The sequence below is a fragment of the Amycolatopsis benzoatilytica AK 16/65 genome (assembly GCF_000383915.1).
In the GTDB taxonomy this organism is placed as follows: domain Bacteria; phylum Actinomycetota; class Actinomycetes; order Mycobacteriales; family Pseudonocardiaceae; genus Amycolatopsis; species Amycolatopsis benzoatilytica.
Genome location: NZ_KB912942.1, coordinates 152,698 through 173,812, shown reverse-complemented (window position 1 = coordinate 173,812; position 21,115 = coordinate 152,698). Strand labels below are relative to the sequence as shown.

General features: G+C 70.8%; 17 protein-coding genes. 6 read left to right on the top strand and 11 right to left on the bottom strand.

The window, feature by feature from the left end; all coding sequences use genetic code 11:
• The first annotated feature begins 35 nt into the window (after window positions 1-35).
• Window positions 36-488 (top strand): DoxX family protein, encoded by a 453-nt coding sequence (locus AMYBE_RS0100790; protein WP_020657415.1) that lies wholly within the window; start codon window positions 36-38, stop codon window positions 486-488.
• Here AMYBE_RS0100790 and AMYBE_RS0100785 read toward each other — a convergent pair.
• From AMYBE_RS0100785 to kynU, 5 genes are all read right to left on the bottom strand, one after another.
• Complete coding sequence (locus tag AMYBE_RS0100785; protein ID WP_051124613.1) at window positions 462-1,049, bottom strand: GTP-binding protein; 588 nt, start codon at window positions 1,047-1,049, stop codon at window positions 462-464. The two genes, AMYBE_RS0100790 and AMYBE_RS0100785, sit on opposite strands and share 27 nt — an antisense overlap.
• Window positions 1,030-1,401, bottom strand: coding sequence for a DUF742 domain-containing protein (locus AMYBE_RS0100780; RefSeq protein WP_020657413.1), 372 nt, complete (start codon window positions 1,399-1,401; stop codon window positions 1,030-1,032). The genes AMYBE_RS0100785 and AMYBE_RS0100780 overlap by 20 nt, the downstream gene beginning before the upstream one ends.
• Window positions 1,401-1,799 carry a roadblock/LC7 domain-containing protein gene (locus AMYBE_RS0100775; protein WP_020657412.1) on the bottom strand — a complete coding sequence of 133 codons (399 nt, stop codon included), beginning with the start codon at window positions 1,797-1,799 and terminating at the stop codon, window positions 1,401-1,403. Before AMYBE_RS0100775 ends, AMYBE_RS0100780 begins: the two co-directional genes overlap by 1 nt.
• Entirely contained in the window at window positions 1,799-4,360 is a 2,562-nt protein-coding gene (locus AMYBE_RS0100770) for a sensor histidine kinase (protein WP_020657411.1), read from the bottom strand. The genes AMYBE_RS0100775 and AMYBE_RS0100770 overlap by 1 nt, the downstream gene beginning before the upstream one ends.
• Before the next feature lie 534 nt (window positions 4,361-4,894).
• Window positions 4,895-6,085 (bottom strand): kynureninase, encoded by a 1,191-nt coding sequence (gene kynU, locus AMYBE_RS0100765; RefSeq protein ID WP_020657410.1) that lies wholly within the window; start codon window positions 6,083-6,085, stop codon window positions 4,895-4,897.
• Window positions 6,086-6,231: 146 nt separating this feature from the next.
• Between kynU and AMYBE_RS0100760 the strand changes: the two genes are divergently transcribed.
• The gene (locus AMYBE_RS0100760; RefSeq protein WP_020657409.1) at window positions 6,232-8,055 is read left to right on the top strand and encodes an AMP-dependent synthetase/ligase; all 1,824 of its coding nucleotides are present in this window, start codon (window positions 6,232-6,234) and stop codon (window positions 8,053-8,055) included.
• 191 nt (window positions 8,056-8,246) lie between these two features.
• Here the strand turns inward: AMYBE_RS0100760 and AMYBE_RS0100755 are convergent, their stop codons facing one another.
• From AMYBE_RS0100755 to AMYBE_RS0100735, 5 genes are read right to left on the bottom strand one after another with little or no spacing between them, the layout of a single operon-like run.
• On the bottom strand, window positions 8,247-8,525 hold the full coding sequence (locus AMYBE_RS0100755; protein WP_020657408.1) for an HPr family phosphocarrier protein: 279 nt from the start codon (window positions 8,523-8,525) through the stop codon (window positions 8,247-8,249).
• Window positions 8,526-8,535: 10 nt separating this feature from the next.
• Window positions 8,536-9,993: a PTS fructose transporter subunit IIC gene (locus tag AMYBE_RS0100750; protein ID WP_020657407.1), complete on the bottom strand. Its 1,458-nt coding sequence runs from the start codon at window positions 9,991-9,993 to the stop codon at window positions 8,536-8,538.
• Between the two features lies 1 nt (window position 9,994).
• Window positions 9,995-10,447 carry a PTS sugar transporter subunit IIA gene (locus AMYBE_RS0100745; RefSeq protein WP_020657406.1) on the bottom strand — a complete coding sequence of 151 codons (453 nt, stop codon included), beginning with the start codon at window positions 10,445-10,447 and terminating at the stop codon, window positions 9,995-9,997.
• Window positions 10,444-11,388, bottom strand: coding sequence for a 1-phosphofructokinase (gene pfkB / locus AMYBE_RS0100740; RefSeq protein WP_020657405.1), 945 nt, complete (start codon window positions 11,386-11,388; stop codon window positions 10,444-10,446). The genes AMYBE_RS0100745 and pfkB overlap by 4 nt, the downstream gene beginning before the upstream one ends.
• A complete protein-coding gene (locus tag AMYBE_RS0100735; protein WP_020657404.1) occupies window positions 11,385-12,146 on the bottom strand; it encodes a DeoR/GlpR family DNA-binding transcription regulator in 762 nt (253 codons plus the stop codon). Before AMYBE_RS0100735 ends, pfkB begins: the two co-directional genes overlap by 4 nt.
• A 103-nt stretch (window positions 12,147-12,249) precedes the next feature.
• On the opposite strand from AMYBE_RS0100735, the gene ptsP reads away from it, so the two are divergent.
• Entirely contained in the window at window positions 12,250-13,824 is a 1,575-nt protein-coding gene (ptsP, locus tag AMYBE_RS0100730; protein WP_020657403.1) for a phosphoenolpyruvate--protein phosphotransferase, read from the top strand.
• Here ptsP and AMYBE_RS0100725 read toward each other — a convergent pair whose 3' ends face one another.
• A complete protein-coding gene (locus tag AMYBE_RS0100725) occupies window positions 13,825-14,721 on the bottom strand; it encodes an SDR family NAD(P)-dependent oxidoreductase (protein ID WP_020657402.1) in 897 nt (298 codons plus the stop codon).
• Between the two features lie 428 nt (window positions 14,722-15,149).
• On the opposite strand from AMYBE_RS0100725, the gene AMYBE_RS0100720 reads away from it, so the two are divergent.
• The 3 genes from AMYBE_RS0100720 to AMYBE_RS0100710 all read left to right on the top strand — a co-directional run bounded on the left by AMYBE_RS0100720 (window position 15,150) and on the right by AMYBE_RS0100710 (window position 21,034).
• Window positions 15,150-16,358 (top strand): MFS transporter, encoded by a 1,209-nt coding sequence (locus AMYBE_RS0100720; protein ID WP_020657401.1) that lies wholly within the window; start codon window positions 15,150-15,152, stop codon window positions 16,356-16,358.
• A gap of 474 nt (window positions 16,359-16,832) precedes the next feature.
• A complete protein-coding gene (locus AMYBE_RS0100715) occupies window positions 16,833-18,194 on the top strand; it encodes a GGDEF domain-containing protein (RefSeq protein WP_084469842.1) in 1,362 nt (453 codons plus the stop codon).
• A gap of 680 nt (window positions 18,195-18,874) precedes the next feature.
• A complete protein-coding gene (locus tag AMYBE_RS0100710; protein WP_020657399.1) occupies window positions 18,875-21,034 on the top strand; it encodes a phospholipase A2 in 2,160 nt (719 codons plus the stop codon).
• Window positions 21,035-21,115: the final 81 nt, after the last annotated feature.

The following is a 21,115-nucleotide window of genomic DNA, read 5'->3' as shown; positions in this document are numbered from 1 at the left end:
AAGCAGCCAGCAGCCACCTCGGAAGGACCACTGCGATGACCACGACGACAGCCACCTCCCACCCTGCCGAGACGTCCGTCGCCAAGACCGCCGCCCGCCTCGCCGACCGCGCCCGACCAGCCGTCCTCGCTCTGTTCCGCGCGGTCGTGTCGTTCCTCTTCCTCTGCCACGCCCTGATGGGCTTCGGCCTCTTCGGCGGCATCGACAACGCCGGCGGCGCGCTGCCGCTCGGCCAGTGGCCGGGCTGGTGGGCGAGCGTGATCGAGGTCGTCGGCGCGGTGCTGGTGTTCGCCGGGCTGTGCACCCGGATCTCCGCGATCGTGCTCTCCGGAGTGATGGCCTACGCGTACTTCACCGTGCACGCCCCGGAAGGCTTGCTGCCGCTGCACAACCTGGGCGAGCCGGCCGCGCTGTATTCCTGGATCTTCCTGGTCATCGCGGTCGTCGGCCCGGGCGCGGTGTCACTGGACCAGCAGCGCCGTCGCTAACACCTTCTCCAGCAGCACCGTCAGCACCTGCTTGGTGGAGTCCCGCTCTCGCGCGTCGCACAGCAGCAACGGCACCTCCGGGTCGAGGTCCAGCGCGGCGCGCAGCTCCTCGGTCCCGTAGCGGTAGGCGTTGTCGAAGCAGTTGACGCCGACCACGAACGGCAACCCGCGCCGTTCGAAGAAATCCACTGCGGGGAAACAGGAGTCGAGCCGCCGGGTGTCCGCGAGCACCACCGCGCCGAGCGCGCCCTCGGCCAGTTCGTCCCACATGAACCAGAACCGGTCCTGTCCGGGCGTGCCGAACAGGTAGAGGATCAGTTCCGGATTGATGGTGATGCGGCCGAAGTCGAGGGCGACCGTCGTGGTCGTCTTCCCTTCGACCCCGGAGAGGTCGTCAACGCCCTCGGACGCGGCGGTGATGACCTCTTCGGTGCGCAGCGGCGGCACCTCGCTGACCGAGCCGACCATGGTCGTCTTGCCGACCCCGAATCCGCCGGCGATGAGCACCTTTACCGCCTGTGCGGTCAGCGACCGCCGGGGCTCAGAGCTTTCGGATGCCATCGAGAACCGCCTGGAGGATGTGGGGGTTGGGGGCGTCGGTCACCGGCTCGGCGGTGCGGAACAGCACAAGGTTGTGTTCGATCAGATCGCTCAGCAGCACCTTCACCACCGGCAGCGGCAGATCGACCAGCGCGGCCACCTCGGCCACCGAAACCGGGCGCTGGCACAGCGAAAGGATCCGCCCGTACTCCGGTTCGAGTCCGGGCGCGTCGGCCGCGGTGCGCAACGCGACCACGAGCGTGATGAGGTCCAGCCCGCGGGTGTCCGACCGGGTCCGGCCGCCGGTGACGGCGTAGGACCGCACCAGCGGGCCGGCCTCGTCCTCGTACCAGGACTCGCGCGGCTCGGCCATCACGGAGACGTCCGCGGCGCGGAGGTGAGCACCGCCCCGACTCGTTTGATCATCAGGTTCATCTCGTAGCCGACCAAGCCCATGTCCGCTTCCACGCCGGCCAGCAGCGCGAGGCAGGCGCCTCGGCCGGCCGCGGTGACGAACAGGAACGCGTGGTCCATCTCGACCATCGTCTGCCGCACGTTGCCGCCGCCGAAATGCCGTCCGGTGCCGCGGGCGAGGCTCTGGAACGCCGAAGCCACCGCGGACAGGTGCTCCGCGTCCGCCTCGGACAGATTGCCGGACCGGCCGATCAGCAACCCGTCCGAAGAAAGCACCACGGCGCGGTCCGCGCCGGTCACCCGCTGTACGAGGTCGTCCAGCAGCCAGTCGAGCTCATTGAGGCCGTTGTTCGCCATCAGTCGCGGTCTCCGTACCTGTTGTCGTGCTCCTGATCGGTTTCGCGGGCCCGCCTCGTGCCTTGCTGGAACGCGGTGAGCCGGGAACGCGCCTGCTCCGGCGAGTCCTCCCGGACCTCTTCGGTCTCCGCGACCGGACGGTCGCTGCGCAGCTGCGGCACCAGGTTCTGCTGGCGATGCCGCTGCGGCAACGGCGGACGTCCGGGCGGCCCGGCGAGTGCGGCGCGGCCGTTGTCGGCCGCCGGACGCGGCGGCGGGGTCGCCTTCGCACGGCCGTTCTCCGCGACCGGCCGCTGCGCGTGCTGCGGCCGGGCTTGCGGCGGCCGCGGCGGACGGCCCGGCGGCTGCGACGCGTCGGCTGCCGGGCGCGTCGCCCGCCGGGTCGGCGGCTGCGGCTGCTGCTGGTCCACCGGTCGCGGCTGTTCCGCCGGACGCGGCTGGTCAACTCGTGGCTTCTCCGTCAGGCGCGGCTGTTCGGGGGCCGATCGCGGTGCGTCCGGCACCAACCGCGGCTGCTCGGCCCGCGGCGGCACTTCCGAACGCGGCCGCCGCGGCAACTCCTGCCGCACTTCCGCCGGCCCGGACTCCACCGGTACCTCGGCGGCTTCCGCGATCTCGCCGGCGTCGGCCGGCTGGTCGTCGGCCTCGCTCAACGGCGCGAGCAATTCCTTGCGCACCAGCACGATCGCCCGGGTACCGCCGTACGCCGAGTCCTGCAGGTGCACGGAGATCCCGTGCCGCGACGCCAGCCGCGCGACCACGAACAGGCCGAGTCGCGGTTCCTCGGACAGCGCCATGATCCCGAAGTCCGGCGGGTCGGCGAGCATCGCGTTGAACTCCTCGGCCTGCTCGGGCTCCATGCCGAGGCCCTGGTCCTCGACCTCGATCACCACGCCCTTGCCCACCACGTTGCCGCGCAGTTCGACGCGCGCTTCCGGCGGCGAGAACGAGGTCGCGTTGTCGATCAGCTCGGCGAGCAGGTGCACGAGGTCGCCGACGACCGGGCCGCGCACCGCGGCGTCTGGCAGCTTGGCGGTCTTGACCCGCGCGAAGTCCTCCGTCTCGGCCGCCGCGCCGCGCACGAGTTCCACCAGCGACACCGGGTTCCGCCACTGCCGTCCCGGCTGGCCGCCGCCGAGGATGATCAGGTTTTCCGCGTTGCGGCGGGCCCGGGTGGAGAGGTGGTCGAGCTGGAACAGGGTGTCCAGCTGGTCCGGGTCCTCCTGCTTGCGCTCGGCCGCGTCAAGCACCTTCAGCTGCCGGTGCACGATCACCTGGCTGCGGTGCGCGATGTTGAGGAACACCGCCTTCGTTCCCTCTCGGGTCTTGGCTTCTTCGACGGCGGCGGCGATCGCGGACTGCTGCGCCAGGTTGAACGCCTCGGCGACCTCGCCGATCTCGTCCGTGCCGTGGTCGAGCAGGTGCCCGCCCTCGTCGAGGTCGACCGGTTCGCCGGCGCGCACCCGGCTCACGAGTTCCGGCAGCCGCACCTCGGCCGCGTCGAGGGTGTCCTCGCGCAGCCGGGCGAGCCGGCCGATGAACCGGTTCGACAGCCGCAGCGCGATCAGCACCACCGCGAGCGCGAAGAGCACTGCCGCCACACCAGCGATGATCGAGTTCCGCAGCGTCTCGTCCGCGTCGGTGATCGCCGCGTTCGTCGCGTGCGAACTCTGCGCGGCGAACATGGTCATCAAGGTGGTGCCGACCTGGATGGCGTCGGTGCGCCACTGGTCCATCGGCACCGGCAACTGCTTCGCACCGGCCAGCAGCGCGTTCTCGACCTGGGTGACCGTCTGCCACGCCGCCCCGCTGACGAGCTTGTCGTAGTTCGCCCGTACTTCCGGGATCATCTGCGGCACGGACTGTTCCAGCTGCGCGTGGTACGCGCCGATCTCGCTGAGGTAGGCGCGCTGCTCGTCGCCGGCCAGCCCGCCGGAGGCGAGTCCGGCCGACGCGAGCGCGTCGCTGCGCTGCATTTCCTCGGCCGCGTTGAAAATCGGGATCGCGGACAGCCGGGCGAACGCGTTGCCCGCGTCGCGGGCGGCCTGCGCCAGCCCAGTCACGCCCTGAGTGAACTGGTCGATGACCTTGTTGTAGAAAGAAAAGACTTCCAGCCGCGGCACCTGGCCCGCGTCCACCTGCTGGCGCAGCTGCGGCAGTTTCGCGTACAGCGCCACGAACTGCGCGATGTTCTGCTTGACGCTGACCGGCACCTTCGAGTCGGTCGCGAAGCTTCCCTCCAGCACTGCGGCGGTCTGCGCGGCAACGGTGTCTGTCTTCTGCCGGACGGCCTGCAGCGCCACGCGCGCCGGTTCCTGCCCGGCGAGCACGCTCATCGACAGCTGGCGTTCTTGTTCGGCGGCCAGCAGGAACGGGATGGCCGGCCCTTCTGCGGTGCGGATCTTCTGCGCGTAGCTGCGTGCCTGCAGCGCGTCGACGATCAGATAGCCGGCGAGCGCGATGCCGACGAGAAGCAGTGCCACGCTCGGAATCAACGCGATCGAGAGGACGCGCGAGCGGATCGACGAGCCGCGGCCGCGTCGCCCGGAATTCTGTTCCACCGTGATCTATTAACCTTTCCGGCCGTATCAGGTATTCGGGTCCTCGGTGTTTTCACACCGGTCCGACCAGCCGGATCACAACTCACCGTGGTCTGTGTTGCCCCCAACGAAGGTAAGCAACCCGGACGGGTGAGTCAAGTCCGGGACCAAATGACCGTACAATTCTGGCTACCTGTCAGTAACCTACCGGCACGCTGGGAAAACCGATCACTGCCGAACGTGATCTTGCTCGCACCGCCGATCCGGCCCGTCGACGCGCCCCTCACGTGAGGTCCATCACGAAAACGCGCGCACCTCCAGCAAGATCGAATTAACAAGAACCACATGCGCATTTTGACATTGGCGGCGGAATCGACCGGAAATTGAAGAAATAGCTCCCGAATTCAGCGGCGGACACCATTCTGCGGACGGTTCCCGAAAAGCAGCGCCGCGCCGTCCAGCCGCGGTTGCGTTCCGCGCCGGCCGGACGACGCGGTCCGGGAAGGACCCTTACCGGACTCAGATTCCCGCAGGGGCCCTTCACGGACGAGCACCTCAGCGGACCTCGCGCAACACGGTCACCGCGCGCAGCACCTCGCCGAACGTCGTGTACAGCGGCGCCAGCCCGAACCGCAGCACGTCCGGCGGCCGGAAATCGCCGAGCACTCCGCGTGCGTACAACGCGTCCATCGTCTTCCGCCCGCCGGGATCGCGAACCGAAACCTGGTGGCCCCGCGCGTGGTTCCGGGGCGTCACCACGTCCGCGTCCGGAATCAGCTCGTCCAGGCACCGGAAGAAGAAGTCTCCCAGCGCCAGCCCCTTCGCCCGCAGCACCGCGAGATCCAGGCCGTCCCACACGTCCAGCGCCGCGTCGAGCGCGAGCATCGACAGGATGTCCGGAGTGCCGGTCCGGGCCCGCTCGATTCCCGGATTCGCCCGGTATCCCGGCTCCATCCCGAACGGGTCCGCGTGCCCGGCCCAGCCCGCCAGCGGCTGGTCGAACTCCGCCTGATGCCGCTGCGCCACGTAGACGAACGCGGGCGAACCCGGACCGCCGTTGAGGAACTTGTACGTACAGCCGACCGCGAAGTCGGCCGCGCACGCGTCGAGCCGCACCGGGATGGCGCCGACGCTGTGGCAGAGATCCCACACCGCCAGCGCGCCGGCGGCGTGCACCGCCTCGGTCACCGACGGCATGTCGTGCAACTGGCCGCTCACGTAGTCCACGTGATTGGCGAGCACCGCCGCGGTCCGCTCGTTCGCCTCGCCGGGCATCCGCGCCACCGGCACCCGGCGCACGGTGTGCCCGGTCAGCCGGGCGACCTGGTCGGCCAGGTAGCCGTCGGTCGGGAAGGTGCCCGCGTCCACCAGGATCTCGTCGCGACCCGGATTCGCCCGGACCGCCGCGACCAGCAGCTTGAACACGTCGACGCTGGTGGAATCAGCCACCACGACCTGTCCGGCCGCCGCGCCGACCAGCGGCGCGATCCGTTCCCCGATCCGCTGCGGGGCCGCCCACCAGGTCTCCTCCCAGGACCGGATCAGCCGCCGTCCCCACTGCTGCCGGATCACCTCGGTCACCCGTTCGGCCACGTTTTTCGGCGGCGCGCCAAGGGAATTCCCGTCGAAGTAGGCCACTTCCGGGTCAAGGTCGAACTCCGCGCGCTTCGCGGCGAGCGGGTCGGCACCGTCCAGCGCGGCCGCCTCGGCGGCGAGACTCGCGACAGGCGCGGCGGTTTCGGTCATCACATGCTCCTCAGGTACCGGGTCGGACTCATTGAAACAGGACCGGACCGCGGATATCGAGGGCCGAGGCTGGCCGGGATTCTCTATCCGCACCGGCCCCGAGCACCTACAGTGACCCTCACCAGGCGCCATGGAGGAGGTCAGCGTTGACCCAGTCGATTGCCGAGCAGACCGAAGGCCAGACCATCCCGCTGTTGCTGCGGCGCAACGCCGTCGAGTACGGCGACCAGCCCGCGCTCACTTCGCTGGATCTCGAAGGACGGCCCACCCTCACCTGGGCCGAGTTCCGCACCGCGATCGCCGAAGTGTCCCGCGGGCTCGCCGAGCTGGGTCTCGGTGCCGGCGACCGCATGCTGATCATGGCCCCCAGCTCGCCGGACCACTTGATCGCCGATCTGGCCGCAGTGCACCTCGCCGCCATCCCGTGCACCGCGTACGCGACGCTGAGCCCGTCGCAGATCGGCTACGTCGCGAAGCACAGCGCCGCGCCGGTCGTCGTACTGGCCGGCGAGGACGAACTGTCCCGCTGGCTGCCGGTCCTCGGCGAGCTGCCCGCGCTGCGCCGCATCGTCCTGTTCGACGAGACCGCGATTCCGGAGGGCGACGACCGGTTCATCGCCTACTCCGCCGTCCGCGAAGCCGGCCGCGCCGCGCTGGCCGCCGATCCGGGCGCGTTCGACCGAGCTTGGCAAGCGATCCGCCCGGACGACCCGCTCGCGATGATCTACACCTCCGGCACCACCGGCGACCCCAAGGGCGTCGTCCTCTCGCACCGCAACGCGATCCACGAAGGACTCGCGGTGCACACCCTCCACCAAGCACCGTGGCACGCCACGAACATCGCGTACCTGCCGCTGGCGCACATCGCCGAACGCGAATTGTCGATCTATCTTCCGATCGTCGCCGCCGGGCACGTGCACACCGTCGGCGACCCGTCCGGGGTGGTCGCCGCGCTCGGCCAGGTGCGTCCGCAGAGCTTCTTCGGCGTGCCGCGGGTGTGGGAGAAAATGGTGGCGGGCTTGAAGAACATGCTCGCCGGCGTCCCCGAAGACCGGCGCGACGCGCTGCTCGCGGCCAACGAACTGCTGCAGGAAGGCTACAAACTCCGCAGCGCCGGCGAGGAGGTGCCCGCCGACCTGGCCGAGCGGATCGCGAAGACCGACGAGGCCGTGCTCGCCCCGGTGCGCGGCCTGCTCGGGCTGGACAAGCTGGCGGTCGCGTCCAGCGGCGCGGCCGCGCTGCCGGTGGAGGTGCTGTACTTCCTGGCCGGGCTGGGCGTGGAGATCCGCGAGGTCTGGGGCCTGTCCGAGACCACCGGAGCGGCGACCGCCAACAGTGCCGAAGCGTTCCGGGCCGGCACCGTCGGCCGGCCGATCGACGGCGTCGAGGTGAAGGTCGGCGAAGACGGCGAACTGTTCGTCCGCGGCCCGATCGTCTTCCTGGGCTATCTGCAGGAGGACGGCACGATCGAGCCGGCGACCGACGACGAGGGCTGGTTCGCGACCGGCGACATCGGCACGATCGACGAGGACGGCTACGTCACGATCACCGACCGCAAGAAGGAACTGATCATCACGTCGAGCGGCAAGAACATCGCGCCGACCCGGATCGAGGGCTTGCTGAAGGAACACCCGCTGATCGGCCAGGCGGTCGCGATCGGCGACCGCCGCCCCTACGTGACCGCGCTGATCGTGCTGGACGACGAGATCGCTCCCGGCTGGGCCGCGGCGAACGGCGTCGAGGCGGCGGACATCGAAGTCCTGGCCCGGCACGAGGCGGTGCGCGCGGAGATCGACCGGGCCGTGGAATCCGCCAACAGCAGGCTCGCCCGGGTCGAGCAGATCAAGCGGTACCACGTGATCACCACCGCGTGGACGCCGGAAACCGGCGAGCTGACCCCGACCCTGAAGCTCAAGCGGCGGGTGATCAACGACCGGTACGAGCCGGACATCGCCTCCCTGTACGCGTGAATGGCTGGGGCCGGTCAAAACCGGCCCCAGCCATTCGCCAAGAGCTTGTCTCATGTGGTGCGCGCCGAACGGTCCGCTGACCTATCCGTGAAGGACCCCTTGAGGGAATCCAAGTCCCTGAAGGGGCCCTTCACGGACAGACCGGCACACCGGCCGCCCAGACATCACGACAGCACCACGGGAAACAAGCGTCAGGCGTCCAGGTCCCGGGCGATCAGCTCGACCAGCACGTCGACCGATTCCCTGGCCTGTTCGCCGTCCGCGCTCAGCTCCACCTCGTCGCCGTACGCGGCGCCGAGCGTCATCAGGCTGAGCACGCTGCCCGCGTCGACCGGGTCACCGGCAGCTCCGCCGGACACCTTGGCGATGCGGACCTTCGCGGGCTGGGCGGCGGCGGCCTGCGCGACCAGCCCGGCCGGACGGGCGTGCAATCCGACGCTGCTGGCAACGGCAATGCGGCGCTGATACACAGTGGCCTCCTCAGGCGTTAATCGGCTGGGCGGAAACGACGGCGGTCTCGTCGGCGGAGCGGGACCGCACTTGCTTGAGCAAGATCACCGAAGCGGTGGCGACCAGCGTCCCGGCGACGAGCGCGACCAGGAACAGCAGCGGGTTGCCGATCAGCGGCAGCACGAAGATTCCGCCGTGCGGCGCGCGCAGCGTGGTGCCGAACGCCATCGACAGCGCACCGGTGACGGCCGAACCGAACATGATCGACGGGATCACCCGGAACGGATCCGCCGCGGCGAACGGAATCGCGCCTTCGGTGATGAACGACGCGCCGAGCAGCCACGCGGCCCGGCCGTTCTCCCGCTCCGCGGCCGTGAACAGCTTCTTCCGGACAGTGGAGGCCAGTGCGAGGGCGAGCGGCGGCACCATCCCGGCCGCCATCACCGCCGCCATGATCTGCAGCGAGCCGGCGCTGCCGGTGGTGAGACCGCCGACGGCGAACGCGTAGGCCGCCTTGTTCACCGGCCCGCCCATGTCGAACGCCATCATCAGGCCGAGCAGCGCGCCCAGCAGCACCGCGCTGGTGCCGCTGAGGCTGTTGAGCCAGTGGGTGAGGCCGGTCGTGGCAATCGCGATCGGCTTGCCGACCACGACGTACATCAGGACCCCGACCACCACGGACCCGAGCAGCGGGTAGACGACCACCGGCATGATCCCGCGCATCGCTTTCGGCACCCGGATCTTCTTGAGCGCCAGCACGACGCCGCCGGCGAACAGACCGGCCACCAGACCGCCTAGGAAGCCGGCGCCGATGGCGACCGAAATCGCGCCGCCGACGAAACCGGGGGCGATGGCGGGCCGGTCCGCCATCGCGAACGCGATGAACCCGGCCAGCACCGGCACCAGGAACTGGAACGCGACGCTGCCGATCTGGAACATCAGCGCGGCCCAGCCCGCGACCGAACCCGCGTCGAAATGCTCGGTGACTTTGGGCGCGTTGGCGACCTGGTATCCGCCGAGCGCGAAGCTCACCGCGATGAGCAAGCCGCCCGCGGCGACGAACGGGATGAGGTAACTGACACCGGTCATCAGCCACTGGCGGATGCGCGTGCCGAGCCGGTCGTGCTCGCCGACCTTGGTGGCCAGTTCGGGTCCGGTCTTGGCCGGGCTCGCCGCCGGCGGATTCGCGGCCGCCGCTTTCGCCTGCGCGAACAGCCCGGCCGCGTCGTTGATGGCGGCCTTGACCGGAGCCTCGACGATCGGCTTGCCGTCGAACCGCTCCCGGCCCTGCACGGCGAGGTCGGCGGCGAAGATGACCGCGTCGGCTTCCGCGATGTCCGCCGCGGACAGCGGCTCGGAACCTGCGGAACCCTGTGTCTCGACCACGATCGTGTCGCCGTTGGCCTTCGCGGTCTGCTCCAGCGATTCGGCGGCCATGTAGGTGTGCGCGATGCCGGTGGGGCACGCGGTGATGGCGACGAACTTCATGTCAGGCCACCTCCTCGCTGATGTAGGCCGCGACCGCCGCCGGATCGGCGGCGTCCAGCAGCGTCTGCTTGAACTCGGCGCGGACGAGCCGGCGGGCGAGCGCGGCGAGAACCTTCAGGTGAGCGGAATCCGCGCCGTCGGGCGCGGCGATCAGGAAGATCAGCTTCGCCGGTCCGTCCGGCGCGCCGAAGTCGATTCCCCCGGCACTGCGGCCGAAGGCGAGCGTGGGCGTGGTGACGGCGACCGAACGGCAATGCGGGATGCCGATCCCGCCTTCCAGTCCGGTGGCCATCTGCTCTTCGCGGGCAGCGACGTCCTTGAGGAAGAGGTCGAGGTCGGTCACCCGCCCGGCGGAGACGAGCCGTCCGGCGAGCGCGCGAACCGCGGCGTTTTTGTCCGCGGCGGCGAGCTCGAGGTCGACCAGGTCGGCGGTGATCAGGTCTGGCGTGGTCATGCGGCGGCTCCGCTGAGGGTGAGGGTGGGATCGGCGGCGAGCAGGCGCACCTGGTCCGGGTGCACGTGCTCCGGGGCGGGCATGCGGCTGCCCTCCTGCGCGACCGCGGCGGTGCCGTAGGCGACCGCGGCGCGCAGGGCTCGGGGGCCGGTTCCTCCCGCGTGGAGGAACCCGGCGAGTGCGGCGTCTCCGGCGCCGACGGTGCTGCGCACGGCGACCAGCGGGCCGAGCGCGTGGCGGGTCTCGGTTCGGCCGACCAGCACGGCGCCGCGTGCGCCGAGGCTGACCAGCACCGCGCCGACGCCGTCGGCGACCAGGTCCTCGCACACCTCGACGACGTCGCCGAGCAGCGGCAACGCGCGGCCCGCCAGCTCGGCCAGCTCGTCGAGGTTCGGTTTGATCAGGTCGGGACCGGCGGCGAGCGCGGCGGCCAGCGGCGCTCCGGAAGAGTCGACGGCGACCTTCGCGCCGGCGTCGTGGGCGAGTTTGCCGAGCCGGGCGTAGAAGTCGTCCGGCACTCCGGCCGGCAGGCTGCCACAGCACACCAGCCACTCGGCGCGGCCGGCGAGTTCGACGGTGCGTTGTTCGAGGACAGCCAGCTCGGCCGGGGAGATCTCCGGGCCGGGCTCGTTGATTTTGGTGGTGGTTCCGTCCGCTTCGACCAGGGTGATGTTGCTGCGGGTGGTGCCGGCGATCGGCACCGCGACGACCGGGACGCCCTCCGGCGCGAGCAGGTCGGCCAGCCGTTCGCCGACCGGGCCGCCCGCAGGGAGCAGCGCGACGGTCGGCGACCCGGCGGCGGCCAGCGCCCGGGAGACGTTGACGCCCTTGCCGCCGGGATCGAGGCGGACGCGGGAGGCCCGCAGCACCTCGCCGCGGCGCAGCACGCCGAGCTGCGCAGTGCGGTCGAGGCTCGGGTTGGGCGTGACGGTGACGATCATGCGAGCACCACCTCGGGGCCGGCTTCTTCGAGCTCGGCGACCGCGCCCGCGTCGATCCCGCCGTCGGTCACCAGGACGTCGATCTCCGACAGCCGCGCGAACCGGCTGAGCTGGTCGGTGCCGTACTTGCTGTGGTCGGCGAGCAGGACGCGCCGGCGGGCGGCCGAGACGAGCGCGGACTTCACCGCGGCCTCTTCGAGGTCCGGGGTGGTGCAGCCGTGCTCGGCGGAAAACCCGTTCGCGCCGAGGAAAGCGACGTCGGCGAGCAGCCCGTCGAGCGCGTGCAGGGAGCCGGTGCCGACGGTGGCGAGCGTCGTGCCGCGGACCCGGCCGCCGAGGATCTGCAACGTGATTCCCGGGCGAGTGGCGAGGATCGAGGCGATCGGGATCGAGTTCGTGAAGACGGTGAGGTCCCGGTCGGCCGGGAGCAGCGTCGCCAGGCGGCTGGTCGTGGTGCCCGCGTCGAGCAGCACCGAACCGCGTTCGGGCAGCTGGTCGAGAGCGGCTCGGGCGATCGCGTCCTTCTCCGCGGCGTTGGTCTGGTCTCGTTGGGCGACCTCGGGTTCGAAGTCCAGCCGGTCCACCGCGACCGCGCCGCCGTAGACCCGGCGGACGACGCCTTGGCGTTCGAGCACACCGAGATCGCGGCGGATCGTCTCGGGGGCGACCCCCAGTTCGGCGGCGAGGTCGCCCACGTCGACCCGTCCGTCGCGGCGTGCCCGTTGTGCCAGGAGCTGGTGCCGTTCGGCGGCGTACATGCCCGTTCCTCTCCGCTGTTTGCCCGTTGTCATTTGATTGTGCCCGTTGTTACCGTAGTGTCAATCCCCAGTTACAAGATCCTTTGCTCTCGGAGGTCTCGTCATGTCGTTGTCCGGAGTCGGAGTCAGCGCCGGTCAAGCCGCGGGCCCACGCGTCGTCGTGGCCACTGAGCTGCACCAACCCACCGACCGCCCGGTTCCCGGCGACCTGGACGTGGAGTCCGGCCGGATCGGCCCGGCCGCCGCCCGGGTCGCTGCCCGGTTGTCCGATCGTGCCCGTTCTGTGTCCGGTGATGCCCGGTCGGTGCTGGAAACGACCGCTGCGATGGCCGCGGACCCGGCGCTGCTCGCGTCCGCCGAACGGTTCGTCCGCGCGCAGTCGCTTCCTGCCCCGCGCGCGGTCTGGGAGGCCGCGGCGGAATTCATGACGGCGCTCGAAGCCGCGGGCGGCTACCTGGCCGAACGCGTCCGCGACATCGCCGACGTCCGCGACCGGATCGTCGCCGACCTGCTCGGCGTGACGCCGCCGGGCGTGCCCGAGCTGACGTCGCCAAGCGTCCTGGTCGCCCGAGACCTCGCCCCCGCGGACACCGCCGGGCTCGATCCGGCCCTGGTTCTCGCCCTGGTGACCGAAGAAGGCGGGCCGACGAGCCACACCGCGATTCTCGCTCGCGCCTTGGGAATTCCGGCCGTCGTCGCGTGCGCCGGAGTGCTCGCCGTGGACAGTCCGGGCCTCGAAGTGGACGGTGCCGCCGGCACGGTTTCGCCGTCGGATGGCACCGTGCGTGCGGTGGCCCGGAAGCCGCGGGCGGAGTGGGACGGCGTCGGCGCGCTGGCCGACGGGCATCCGGTGAAGCTGCTCGCGAACGTCGGCTCGGCCGCGGACGCGCGTGCTGCGGCGGAGGCGGGAGCGGAGGGAATCGGCTTGTTCCGCACGGAATTCTGCTATCTCGCCGCGACCGAAGAGCCGACCGTGGACGCGCAGCGAGCGGCCTATGCGGCCGTGCTCGAACCGTTCGCCGGGAAGCCGGTGATCGTCCGCACGCTCGACGCCGGTTCGGACAAACCGCTGGCGTTCCTGGACATGGGCGACGAACCGAACCCGGCGCTGGGAGTACGCGGGGTGCGCGTCGCGTTCGACCGGCCGGAGCTGCTGGACCGGCAGCTGACCGCGATCGCGGCGGCCGCCGCCGACACCGGGGCCGAACTTTCCGTGATGGCCCCGATGATCGCGACCGCCGCGGAAGCGCGCTGGTTCGCCGAGCGAGCGCGAGCGGCCGGGATCGCCCGGGCCGGCGTGATGATCGAGATCCCGGCTGCAGCCTTGTGCGCCAAGGAAATCCTCGCCGAGGTGGATTTTGTTTCGCTGGGCACGAACGATCTCGCGCAGTACGTTTTCGCCGCCGACCGCCAGCTCGGCGCGGTCGCCGCGCTCAACGACCCGGGTCAGCCCGCGCTGCTGCGGCTCGTCGGATTGGTCGCCGAGGCCGGGGCCGTCGCCGGGAAGCCGGTCGGCGTCTGCGGGGAGGCCGCCGCCGATCCGGCCCTCGCTCCGATCCTCGCCGGGCTCGGGGTGACCAGCCTGTCGATGAACTCCGCGGCCCTCGCCGCCGTCGGCGCGACCCTGCGCTCGGCCGACCTGCCCGGTTGCCGCGAGGCCGCCGCCAAAGCCCGCTGATCACGACGCCCGGATCGAGTTCTCCGTCCACTTCCGCAGCCGCGGCGGCACCCGCTTCTCCAGGCCGTAGTTCTCCAGGTGGGCGGAGAACACCTCGTCGAACGCCTGCTGCACGGTTTCGTCGTCCCAGCCCGGCCGTTCCAGGATCGGCTGCTTCAGATACGGCTGGCCCATCACGTGCAGCTGCGGGCCGTTGCACCGGATCAGCTGCCCGGTGATCCCTTCCGAGCCCGCGCCGAGCAGGAACACCACGACCGGCGCGATTTTGTCCGGGGTGCGCTCCGGCGGACAGGCTCGCAGCGCGCGTTCCGATTTCCAGACCATCCGGGTGTGCGCCACCGGGCACACCGCGTTCACCCGGATGCCGGACTCTTCGAGGTCCAGCGCCCACGAGTAGGTCAGCGACGCGACCGCGCCCTTGCTCGCCGCGTACACGCCCAGCTTCCGCTGCCCGAGCGACGCGCCGGAGGAGATGTTGACGATCGCCCCGCCGCCGCCCGCGTCGACCATCGCGCGGATCGCGGCCAGCCCGGTGTACATCACGCCCAGCACGTTGACCTCGACCAGCTGCCGGGCCTGCTCGGCGTCGTCCTCCCAGGGCAGCGCTTCGTAGTTGAGGCCCGCGTTGTTGACCAGCCCGTCGATCCGGCCGAACTCGCCGACGCACTGGTCGACGATCGCCTGCGCCTGCGCCGCGTCCGCCACGTCGTGCCCGCTGGCGACCGCCCGCCCGCCCCGGGCGCGGATCGCCGCCGCGACGCGTTCCGCCATTTCGAGGTCGATGTCGTTGACCACCACCGCACCGCCGGCCTGTGCCACGTGCCCGGCGAACGCTTCCCCGAGCCCGCGGCCGGCCCCGGTCACCACCACTGCCTTGTCCGGCAAGAGCCTGTCCATGCTCACTCCCCACTGGCGCCCCGGCAGGACGACGGCCGCTCCGCCGGGTCCCTTCCAGTGTTCGCCCGTTCGGCGCAACCGGAACGGCCGATCCCCGGGGTCGCGGCGAACGGTGGGCGTGCTGCGCCGAACGCGGGACGGCTGATCAGCTCGGCGATACCCCGCGACAGATCACCCAGGCCGGGGTCCGGCGGTCGCGCGCTCCGGCCCGGCGGTCGCCCGGCTGACCGGCGCGGACCCCCGACGAACGGCGTGCGCGTTCCGGCCACCGGATTCTTCCCGGCTGTTCACCCTGGTGTGATCGGCGGCATACTGAGGGTGGACCCTCGGCCGGCTCGGTGACACTCCCGGTCGGGAGCGTCACTGGCGAAGGCACAATGCGGGAACACCTGCATTCACTCGATCGGGGAGGGGGCAGTGGTCACCCCGTGACGACCGAAGCGACTTCACGGCTCACAGCACCGCTGCGGAATGTCGAATACCGCGTTCTCTGGGCGGCGGAAGCCGTCTCGAGCGCGGGCGACCAGCTGGCGAAGGTGGCGCTGTCCATCCTCGTCTACCACCGCACCGGTTCGGCGCTGTGGGCCGCGGTCGTCTACGCACTCACCTTCCTGCCCGCCCTCGCCGGCGGGCTCGGGCTGTCGTTCCTCGCCGACCGCTATCCGCGTCGCGCGGTGCTGAGCGTCAGCGCGGCGGTGCAGGCGGTGCTGGTAGGGCTGATGAGCCTGCCCGGGATGCCACTGGTCGTGCTGTGCCTGTTACTGGTCGCGGTGCAGCTGGCGGCTTCCCCGGCGAACGCGGCGCAGAACGCGATCACCCGCGAGGTGTTCCTCGACGACGAGCTGTATCTGCGCAGCCAGGACCTCCGCGGCATCACCACGAATACCGTGCAACTGCTCGGCCTGGCCGGTGGCGGCGTGCTGGTGACTGCGGTGGGCACGTCCTGGGCGCTGGCGATCGACGCGGTCAGCTTCGCGATCGCCGCGGCGATCGTGCGGGGCTGGGTGCACAACCGGCCCGCCGCGGGCGGCGAGCACTCCACGTGGTTCTCCGCGACCCGCTGGGTGTTCGGGCAGCGCAAGCTGCGCGTGCTGATCGCGTTGTCGTGGCTGGTGGGACTCGCCGTGGTGCCCGAGGGCCTGGCCGCGCCGCTGGCCCAGCAGCTGAACGCGCCGTCCGCCGCGGTCGGCTGGCTGCTCGCCGCCGACCCGCTCGGCTTCGTCGCCGGGGCCTACTTGCTGTCGAAGTTCGCGTCCGCCGACGTCCGTCAGCGGCTGCTCGGCGTGCTGGCGATCGCTTCGCTCGCCTTGCTCGCCCTGTTCCTGCTGGAACCGAACCTGGTGGTCGCGCTCGTCCTGCTCGCGCTCGCCGGTGCGATGGGCGCCTACATCATCACCGTGACCGCGACGTTCTCCACCTGGGTTCCGAACGAACTGCGCGGCGGCGCCGGCGGGTTGTACCGCACCGGGCTGCGGGTCGCGCAGGGCATCGGGGTGGCTCTCGGAGGGGTGGTCGCCCAGTTCACCGGGTCCGCGATCACCGCCATCGCACTGGCCGGGCTGGCCGGGGTAGCGCTGGCGATCCCCACCGCGTTCTCCTGGATCCGGGTGCGGCACGCCGTCGCGGCCGGAGCCTGACATGGTTGCCGGTCGTGGTCGCCCGGACACGCCGCGACAGTGTCGCAGTCTGGTCCGGTACGGCCCGAAGCTGTCGGGCCGGAAGTCTTTTCACGCCTCGCGGTCACGCACGGAACACACCTCCGCTCGCATTGTCACGAATCTGCTCCTGGTTCGGTCACGGAACTCACGCCTCGCGGTCACGCACTGCTGTTCACCTCAGCTCGCTGACAATTCATCGGAAAATGACAACAGCTCGATTCAGGCTTCGCGGTCGCGCACGGAAAACACCTCGCTCGGGGGGACGGGCGGACTCTCCTCCGCAATTCCCTTCATGGATACACCAGGTCTCGCGGAAGACGTCTCCGGGGTTCGGGGACTGCGACCGAATACTGCTCGGGAAGTCGGTAAGTGAGATGATACCGGCAAACGATAACAACACAGAAGCGGGAACCTTCCGGGAACCGCATCGCACACCCGAGGAGGCACGGCCCGATGCCCGGAACCGAACCGGCGAGCGGTGAGCACCGCGCCCCCGGGGAGGAGACGACCAGGGCGAGGGGACTGGCCGAGCGGGCGCGCGCGCTCATCGCCGGGAATCCGGTGCCGTCATGGGATCTCTGGACGAAACCTCGCCGGATGGTCGCGTTCCTGCTGGCGTGGGAAGCGATCGCGGTCGCGCTGCTGACCTTCGGCGTGGTCTCGTCGCCGGGCCCGACTCTCGTGGACTGGGCCAGATTCGGCATCCTCGCCGGCTGCGCCACGGTGCACATCCAGCTCACCCGCAGGCAGGAGGAACGGCGGCGCAACCGGGTCACCGCCGTCCACATCGACCTGTCCGGCATCTGGGTGTTCCCCGCCGCGCTGCTGCTGCCGATCCCGCTGACTCTGCTGCTGATCGTGCTGCTTCGCGTGCAGCGCTGGTTCAACTCCCGCCGGCCGCCGCACAAGTTCGTGTTCACCTCGTTCACGCACGCGGTCTCGGCGTTGCTGGCACACTACCTGTTCCAGACGTTCGCGTCGGCCGAACTGGCCCAGCTGTCGCCGGCGAACTCGGTGCAGGTCTTCGGCATCCTGATGGTGGTTGGTTTCTGTTACGCCGCATTGCAGGCCGTGGTCATCGGAGGACTGCTCGCACTGGGCGGCACGTCCTCGCCCACGCTGAGCAACGTGCTGGGCACCAAGGACGACAACCTGCTGGAACTGTCGACCATCGGCCTGGGCACGATCGCGACGATCCTGCTCGTGGACATTCCGCCGGCGATCGTGATCCTGGTGCTGATCACGGTGCTGGGCAACCGGCTGGCGGAAATCAACCAACTGCAGTCCGAGGCGCGAACGGATCCGAAAACCGGGATCTTCAACGTGCGCGGCTGGTCGGAATCCGCGGAGCGGGCACTGACCCGGTCCGCCCGCGGCGGGGAAACCCTGGCCCTGCTGATGATCGATCTGGACCACTTCAAGTGGATCAACGACACCTTCGGCCACCCGGCGGGCGACGACGTCCTCCGGACCGTCGCGCAGACACTGGACGAGATCACCCGCCCCAAGGACATCCTCGGCCGCTTCGGCGGCGAGGAGTTCCTGATCCTGCTGCCCGATGTGGACACTACGGCCGCGAAGGTGACCGCGGAACGCATCCGCGCCGCGGTAGCCGACCAACGCATCTCGACAACCGACAAACGCGGCGGTTCGGCATTGATCACCGGCCGGACGGCGTCGATCGGGGTCGCATTGCTCGGCGTGAACGGAACGACACTGGAACAGTTGCTGCACGCCGCCGACGCCGCGGTGTACACGGCGAAGGAAGGCGGCCGGAACCAGGTTCGGTTCGCGGATGCGAATCCGACTTCTTGAGTGATCCACAATTCCGGCGATCGAGACGGCTTTGCGATTAATCGCGAAACGATTCAGAAGCCATGGGTTGCCGGATGCGGCCGTTTGGTGAACCGAGAGTGCGGATTTCGGGCCGCGATGGCGGAATCGGTGGTTCTGGGGCTTGCTCGGGTGCGGGCTTGTCGGGCTCACGGGTTGTGGACTTACCGGCGTGCAGCCTTACGCCGGCTTGCGCGGCCCTCCCGGCGATGTCCGTGAGGGGCCCCTTGAGGGAATCTAAGTCCCTCAAGGGGCCCCTCACGGAATGCCGACCTCTCGCCCGGAGGCCTCACCACCCCTGCGACCGGTCCGCCCGGGCGACCGCACCGCCGGGCGACCTGACCGCCGGGCGACCGGTCCGCCGGGAGCCCGCCCGCCCTGGGGACCTCGCCGTCCGGCGACCTCACCGCCGGGCGCCCGCCCGCCCGGGGGACCGCCCGCCTGCCCACGCCCGGCACCCCCGCATGCTCCGCGTACAGAAGGTCCGACCGCACAAGCCACGACAACCCAATCGACAACCCAATCGCCACCCAGGCCCCGCGAACCCCAGCCGCCGCGGAAGCCCCTCGCACAAGACCCGGCCAAGCCCCCTGGACAACCCCACCCACAAACGGGGGCCGTCCACCTCCCCCCGCCGAACCTCACCTGGCACCCTGGACCCCATGCCAGCGCTCGCCACCCGCCCCCAGGCCGCCGCGACCACTCGCCGCCCCTGGGCCGCCTCCGGCTGGCTCTTCCTGGTCCTGCTGACCGTCTTCGCCTTCGGCCTGATCGCTTCCCGTCCCGCTTCCCCGCCTGACCAAGGCCCCCCGACCGGCGACGTCCTGGCCGCGCAGAACGCCATCGTCGCGCTCACCCATCCCGGCCCCGACGCCACCGCGCTCCCCCTTCTCCCGCACGACTTCACCAAGGTCATGGGCGGCCATCCCGCCGCGCAACCCGCCCGCGACGGCACCGTCCGAGCGGTCCACCCCGACGGCGGCTGCTCCGCTCCTTGGGGCGACGACAACACCAAATGGGACTTCGCTGTCCCCTGCCGTGCCCACGACCTCGGCTACGACCTCCTCCGCTATGCCAACGTCAAAGGCCATCCGCTCGACCAGTGGGCCCGCACCGACCTGGACGACCGGCTGATCCAGGACATGCACCACACCTGCGACCTGAACCCGATGGGCTCGGCGGGGACCTGCCACGCGGTCGCGTCCCTCTATGAGGCCGGCCTGGTACTCAACTCGTGGCACCAGCGCTGGGGCCCGCCGGTCGGCGACCCGCTCGGTCCGATGATCGCCGGTGTTCTCGTGATCGGCTGTCTGCTGGTCATGCGATTGCGCGGCTGGCACCTCACCCGGCGCACCGTCCCCCGGCGGCGTCCGGCCGGGATGCCGCGTCCGTGGGCTGTTCTGGGGGTCGCCAGCGCGGTGCTCCTGATCGTCGGCGAGTCGGTGACCGCGCTAGCCGACTGGGCGGGCGCGCCGCCGAGCACCTGGTGGCCGTTGACCTGGCTGGCCCAGCTGACCCCGTTGCTCTTCTTCGCCGGCGGGCTCGCGAACGCCGCCGATTGGCAGGCCGGACGCGGCTACCGGCATTACCTCGCTGAGCGTTCCAGCCCGTTGCTCCGCCCCGCGCTGATCTTCGCCGTGGTGGCCTTGATCGTCCCGCTCGCGCTAGAGATCCTGGGCATCCCGGCAGGCACCAATGCGACCGTCATGCGCATCGCGCTCCACCCCCTGTGGCTGCTCGGCGTCTACCTGCTGACCGTCGTCTGCGCGCCCGCGTTCCTAGCGCTGTACCGCCGTACGCGGCTGTGGTCAGTGGCAGCGTTGACGGCCGCGGTCGTCGCCGGAGAACTCACCGCTGCCTGGGCACACGCCCCGTGGCCGCGGTACGTCGCGACGCTGGCCCTCGCGCTCCTCGCGCAGCAGGCTGCTTTCGCCTACGCAGGCGGCGTCCGTCTGCCCCGCGCCGTCCTCACTACCGCCGCAGTAATCGGCGTCGGCGCTCTCTCGGTAGCCGTCGTCGCCTTCCACGCTTCGCCGACGCTGCTCGGCAACCCGGGCGCGCCGGCTGCGCTGTCGGCACGGCCGTGGACAGTGCTGCTGCTCGGCGTCTCGCAGCTAGGCGTGTTTGGCCTTCTCGCGAAGCCACTACGCCGCTGGGCCGCGAACGCGCGCGTCACACAAGCTGCCGCCGCGGTACTACGTGCTCCGATGAGCCTGTACCTCGCGTTCCTCGCGACGATGCTGCTGCTGGTCGCCGTCGTCTACCTGCCCGGTCCGATCGCGACCGGGCTCAGCTGGCTCTTGCGTCCCCGGATGCTGCTCGCCATTGCGCTGTTGCTCGTACCGGCGGCTCTCGTCTTCTGGTGGTTCGAGCGGCACCCGGCCAGGCCCGGCGTCCCGCTGCCGCCGCCGGCTCGCCCGCGTGTCGCGACCACCGGCCGTCAGGTGCTGATCGCCCGCGCCGCCGCGGCCCTCGGCATCGGTTACGCGACGCTCGGAGTCTTCGGGCTCGCGCTCGCCCGGTTCGGGGCCGCCTCCGCCGACGCCGACCTCCTCGGCCTGCAGCTGGACCCAGTCCAGAGCCTCGTGCACCTCTTGCTCGGGATGCTCCTGCTGCACACCGTCCGGACCGGCGCCGCGACTTCCGCCGGAACCTGGTTCGTCGCCGCGCTGACTTGCGTGCCGTCCCTGGTGGCCGCCGCGGCCGACGACGCGCACAGCACCGTCCTGCTCGTCCTGCAGACCGCCACCGCGGTGTTTGCGCTGGTCGCGGCGGGCACCTGCCTGGTCCCGGCGAGACCGGCGGCAAGGGCCGCGGGCTGAGCCGCGACACGCGTACCGCCAACCGGGCGAAACCGCTTCGGATACCGGACCATGGGTGGTGCACACCACACCGCCCGGGGG

What these genes read in the sequence shown, in the direction of transcription:
- AMYBE_RS0100790 (WP_020657415.1), top strand. Translation starts at nt 36, where the DNA reads ATGACCACGACGACAGCCACCTCCCACCCTGCCGAGACGTCCGTCGCC.
- AMYBE_RS0100785 (WP_051124613.1), bottom strand. Translation starts at nt 1,049, where the DNA reads ATGGCATCCGAAAGCTCTGAGCCCCGGCGGTCGCTGACCGCACAGGCG.
- AMYBE_RS0100780 (WP_020657413.1), bottom strand. Translation starts at nt 1,401, where the DNA reads ATGGCCGAGCCGCGCGAGTCCTGGTACGAGGACGAGGCCGGCCCGCTG.
- AMYBE_RS0100775 (WP_020657412.1), bottom strand. Translation starts at nt 1,799, where the DNA reads ATGGCGAACAACGGCCTCAATGAGCTCGACTGGCTGCTGGACGACCTC.
- kynU (WP_020657410.1), bottom strand. Translation starts at nt 6,085, where the DNA reads ATGACCGAAACCGCCGCGCCTGTCGCGAGTCTCGCCGCCGAGGCGGCC.
- AMYBE_RS0100750 (WP_020657407.1), bottom strand. Translation starts at nt 9,993, where the DNA reads ATGAAGTTCGTCGCCATCACCGCGTGCCCCACCGGCATCGCGCACACC.
- AMYBE_RS0100745 (WP_020657406.1), bottom strand. Translation starts at nt 10,447, where the DNA reads ATGACCACGCCAGACCTGATCACCGCCGACCTGGTCGACCTCGAGCTC.
- pfkB (WP_020657405.1), bottom strand. Translation starts at nt 11,388, where the DNA reads ATGATCGTCACCGTCACGCCCAACCCGAGCCTCGACCGCACTGCGCAG.
- AMYBE_RS0100735 (WP_020657404.1), bottom strand. Translation starts at nt 12,146, where the DNA reads ATGTACGCCGCCGAACGGCACCAGCTCCTGGCACAACGGGCACGCCGC.
- ptsP (WP_020657403.1), top strand. Translation starts at nt 12,250, where the DNA reads ATGTCGTTGTCCGGAGTCGGAGTCAGCGCCGGTCAAGCCGCGGGCCCA.
- AMYBE_RS0100725 (WP_020657402.1), bottom strand. Translation starts at nt 14,721, where the DNA reads ATGGACAGGCTCTTGCCGGACAAGGCAGTGGTGGTGACCGGGGCCGGC.
- AMYBE_RS0100715 (WP_084469842.1), top strand. Translation starts at nt 16,833, where the DNA reads ATGCCCGGAACCGAACCGGCGAGCGGTGAGCACCGCGCCCCCGGGGAG.
- AMYBE_RS0100710 (WP_020657399.1), top strand. Translation starts at nt 18,875, where the DNA reads ATGCCAGCGCTCGCCACCCGCCCCCAGGCCGCCGCGACCACTCGCCGC.